Origin of the sequence: Nonomuraea antri (genome assembly GCF_013283785.1) — a bacterium.
Taxonomy (GTDB): domain Bacteria; phylum Actinomycetota; class Actinomycetes; order Streptosporangiales; family Streptosporangiaceae; genus Nonomuraea; species Nonomuraea antri.
In genome coordinates, this window is sequence record NZ_JABCPZ010000418.1 from 1 (window position 1) to 4160 (window position 4160).

The 4160-nt window shown below is 72.5% G+C and carries 5 protein-coding genes; 3 read left to right on the forward strand and 2 right to left on the reverse strand.

Annotated elements, in window-relative coordinates; translation table 11 throughout:
- The first annotated feature begins 92 nt into the window (after positions 1–92).
- Positions 93–1172 carry a tetratricopeptide repeat protein gene (locus HII36_RS53580; RefSeq protein WP_328808311.1) on the forward strand — a complete coding sequence of 360 codons (1080 nt, stop codon included), beginning with the start codon at positions 93–95 and terminating at the stop codon, positions 1170–1172.
- Here the strand turns inward: HII36_RS53580 and HII36_RS53585 are convergent.
- Together HII36_RS53585 and mads6 are read right to left on the reverse strand one after the other, a co-directional pair.
- Positions 1169–1696, reverse strand: a complete 528-nt coding sequence (locus HII36_RS53585; RefSeq protein ID WP_173531097.1) for a GNAT family N-acetyltransferase — start codon at positions 1694–1696, stop codon at positions 1169–1171. The genes HII36_RS53580 and HII36_RS53585 overlap by 4 nt on opposite strands.
- The gene (gene mads6, locus HII36_RS53590; RefSeq protein WP_173531098.1) at positions 1693–3039 is read right to left on the reverse strand and encodes a methylation-associated defense system protein kinase MAD6; all 1347 of its coding nucleotides are present in this window, start codon (positions 3037–3039) and stop codon (positions 1693–1695) included. The genes HII36_RS53585 and mads6 overlap by 4 nt, the downstream gene beginning before the upstream one ends.
- 60 nt (positions 3040–3099) lie before the next feature.
- On the opposite strand from mads6, the gene HII36_RS53595 reads away from it, so the two are divergent.
- Both HII36_RS53595 and HII36_RS53600 read left to right on the forward strand, forming a co-directional pair.
- A complete protein-coding gene (locus HII36_RS53595; RefSeq protein ID WP_173531099.1) occupies positions 3100–3717 on the forward strand; it encodes a type 1 glutamine amidotransferase family protein in 618 nt (205 codons plus the stop codon).
- The coding region (locus HII36_RS53600; protein WP_173531100.1) for a MarR family winged helix-turn-helix transcriptional regulator at positions 3714–4160 on the forward strand (447 nt) is incomplete at its 3' end. The genes HII36_RS53595 and HII36_RS53600, both read left to right, overlap by 4 nt.

Sequence of the window (4160 nt, forward strand, 5' to 3'; positions counted from 1 at the left end):
CCCAGGAACCACCCGACGCCCCTCGCCAAGCTGCGACCTGGCAACGCCCCGACCGGGCAATCGGGGCTCGGCAGGTGATGGGCCGAGCGGGCGTGGGGCCTCTGGGGGTGGCGCGCGAGGTGGCGGGACCGCCAGGCGTGGAGCGGGTGCTGGCCGCGTGGATCGCGACCGCGGAACACGCCACCACCCGCCTGCCCACCACCGTCTTCAGCCTCACCGCGGCCGCCGCGCCGCGCTGGCGGCTGCCCGAGCGCACGCTGGACCGCCTCACCGCCGACCCCGTCACCTGGTTCGAGGCCGAGCACGAGGCGCTGGCCGGCGCGGTGGCGGTGGCGGCTGAGTCGGGGCTGGCCCAGTCGGCGTGGGGCCTGGCCGCCGCCATGGTGCCCTACCTCGACCTGCGCTGCCATCTCGGCACCTGGCGGCGTACCCACACGCTGGCGTTGTCGGCGGCGCGGGCGGCGGGCGACAGGTACGGCGAGGCCGCCATGCTGCGCGGCCTGGCCCAGGTCAGCCTGTACCAGGACCGGTACGAGGAGGCCGCGGCCGGCTTCACCCGATCCCGCCGGATATTTCATGACCTGGGCGACACCAGGGCCGAAGCCATCTCCATCTGCGGCCTGGGCGCGGTCAGCCAGTTCCGCGGCAGGCACGCCAGGTCACTCGGCCACTTCCGCCGCGCCCTGGCCATGTTCCTGGCACTCGGCGACCAGCACGGCGAGGCCTACGCCCGCCAGGCCATCGGCCGGGCCTGCATCAGGTCCGGCGACCTGGCCCAGGCGTCGGAGTCACTGGGCCAGGCCATGCGGCTGGCCCAGGAACTGGGCGACGCGCACCGGGAGGGCTGCGTCTGCGTCCAGATGGGGCAGCTGCACCAGGCGATGTCCTTCCACCGGCACGCCCTGGAGATCTTCGAGTCGCTCGGCGACAGGCACTGCGGCGCGTACGCCCTGCAGAGCCTGGCCGGGCTGCAGGCGGCCGGCGGCGAGCTGGCCCCGGCCTCGGCCGGGCTGGAACGGGCACTGGAGGTCTTCCGTGAGCTGGGCGACCGCAGCGGCGAGGCGTCGAGCACCCAGCTCCTGGGCGAACTGCACCGCTCGGCCGGACGCACCGGCCTGGCGCTCGACTACCTCAGGCACGCCAGCGCCCTACGCCGCAGCCTCCCCGTCTAGACGCCCGGGTCCGCGTCCTTCAGGTCGGCGCGGATCACGCTGTACAGCACGCCGTCGTGCCATTCCCCGGCACGGAAGGAGACGCCCCTGAGCACCCCTTCCCTGGTGAACCCGGCCTTCTCCAGCGACCGCTGCTCGGCCAGGTTCGTGACCTCGGTGGACGCCTGGACCCGGTTGACCGTCGTGTGGTCGAACAGGTAACGCACGAGCAGCCGCTGCGCCCGGGTGCCGTGCCCGCGCCCGCGGAACTCGGGGGCCACGATCAGCCCCATCTCCCAGCAGTGGCCTTCGCGCGAGGTGCGCTGCCTGCTCCACGAGACGAACCCCACCCGGTCGTCGCCGTCGACGATCAGCAGCATGCCGCGGTCGTCGCCGATCAGGCCGTCCTCCTCCCAGCGCCGCCGGTAGTGGTGCGGCGAGTGCCAGCCGAGCCACTGATGCGGCCCGGTGGCCTCCGGGTCGTTGGTGAGACGGTTCAGAAAGGGCAGATCATCTTCTCTTGCCGGGCTCAGCGCGGTGTTCATGATCCGGACACTAGGCGACGGACCAGCCGCCTGAGCCGGGACTTCTGCAGCGGCACCCCCTGCAGCGCGTCGAGCGCCTCGGCGGCGGTGGGCCGCTTGACCGGGGAGTGGTCGAGCATCCGGCGCACGACCTCGGGCACTTCCGGGCCGTGCGCGTCGGAGCTGGTCGGGAGCTGGCCGGTGAGGAGCTGGTAGGCGATCACGCCGGCCGAGTAGACGTCGGACGCCGGCGTCATCTTGTCGGGGCGCTCCTGGCACTCCGGCGCGACGTAGTGCGCGTCGAGCACGTTGCCCAGCTCGTGGGCGACGGTGTAGTTGCGCGGCCCCGGCTTGGCGTAGTCGAACCCGGTCAGCACCGCGTGCCCCTCGTCGGTGACCAGCACGCAGGCCGGGGTCAGCGCCCGGTGCACGACCCCGTTGGCGTGCGCGTGCGCCAGGCCGCGCAGCAGGTCCTGGATCACGTTCAGCCGCGCCCCGGTGCCCAGCGACAGGTGCAGCGCCTGGCCGTGGACGTCGTCGAGCACCAGCACGAACCGGCTCTCGTCGTCGATGGCGAAGAAGTCGCGCGAACGCACCACGCACGGATGCGGCGGGATCCTGGCCAGCGTGGCGTAGGCGTTGGCGATGCGCTGCCGCTCGGCCGCCCTGGCCTCGACGTCGGCCAGCGGATCGGCCTGGTAGACGCGCAGCAGCACGGTCTCGCTGCCCGGCAGGGTGGCGTTGAACGCCCGGTATTCGGTGATCTTGGCGTCGCCGCCGAGCTGCTCCTCGACCTCCCAGTTGCCGAACCTGGGCGGCGCGGTGCTGCGGCGCACGGTCTGGTTGAGCGCGTCGAGTATCGCGGTCAGGTACGGCTTGGCGTCGGGGCTGCACCCGCGCCTGACCCGGGTCACGTCGCTCAGCGTGGGGATGAGCCGCGGCAGGTCGGTGACGTTGACCGCGTCGCGCCCGGCCGGGTCGACCAGCTCGGCGTCGGGCGAGGTGAGCACGACGAGGCTGTCGACGTAGACGCGTTCGAGCTGGGTGCGCTTGGAGACCAGCAGGCCCTTGAGCGCCTTGGCGGTGCCGCGCAGCTTGGCGACCGGAGAGCCGAAGGCCTCCCTGCGCGGCGGGAACCAGCGCGTGCCCGACACCTCGATGCGCCCGCGCGTGCCCTTCACGTCGACGACCACGAGCGAGTGGCCGGTCAGCACGAGCAGGTCGACCTCGAACACGTCGTCGCCGCGCGGTACTTCCACGTTGTGCAGCAGCAACCAGTCGGCGGGCGCGTGATCTCGCAGATACGCGATCACCCGCCGTTCGGCGTCGTTGACCGGACGTCCCCCGCCGACGATCTCTGCCATGGCCCTATCCTCGCACGGGATCGCATTGACAGCATGCTGTCGTTATGACAAGATACTGTCATGAAGCGAATCGTTCACCACGCCGTTTACGACACCCTCGCCGACTGGGAGACCGGTCACGCGATCGCCCACCTGCGCAGCGGGCGCTACATGCGCGAGCCCGGCGGGTTCGAGGTCGTCACGGTCGGCCTGACCAGCGAGCCGATCGTCACCATGGGCGGCATCCGCATCACCCCCGACATCACGCTCGACCGGCTCACTCCGGCCGACAGCGGGCTGCTCATCCTGCCCGGCGCCGACCTGTGGGACATGGGCGAGGAACTGGCCCCGTTCGCCGCCAAGGCCGGTGAGTTCCTCGACGCGGGCGTGCCCGTCGCGGCCATCTGCGGCGCGACCGCGGGCCTGGCCCGCGCCGGCCTGCTGAACGACCGCCCGCACACCAGCGCGGTCCTGCAGTACCTGGAGATGCAGCCCGGCTACGACGGCGCCAAGCAGTTCCTCGACCAGGACGCGGTGCTCGGCGGCGACCTCGTCACCGCCGGGCCGACCGAGCCGGTGGCCTTCGCCAGGGAGATCTTCCGCAGGCTCGACGTCTACCGGCCCGAAGTGCTCGACGCCTGGTTCCGGCTGTTCGCCCACAGCGACCCGTCGGCCTACGAAGTGCTGATGTCGGCATGAGCGAGACCGCCGGGCTGTTCTCCGCCACCGCGCTCGGCGCGTTCCGGCTCAACGGCCAGTTCCTGGAGGTGGCGGAGAACCTGGCCAAGCCGTCCGGGCTGACCGCGGCGTGGTGGCAGGTGCTCGGCGCGGTGCTGCGCGAGCCGCTGCCCGTCGCGGGCATCGCCCGGGTCATGGGCATGAGCAGGCAGGGCGTGCAGCGCATCGCCGACCTGCTGGTGGAGAAGGGGCTGGCGGAGTACCGGCCCAATCCCGCGCACCGCCGGGCCAAACTGCTGCAGCCGACGGAGGAGGGCCGGGCGGCGATCGCCAAGATCGTCCCCGGGCACCAGGAGTTCGCCGACCGGCTCGCGGGGGAGCTCGGGGCCGACGGGCTCAAGGAATGCCTCCAGGCGCTCCAGCGGCTCTCGGCGGCGCTCGACCGCCTCGCCACCCCCGAGCCG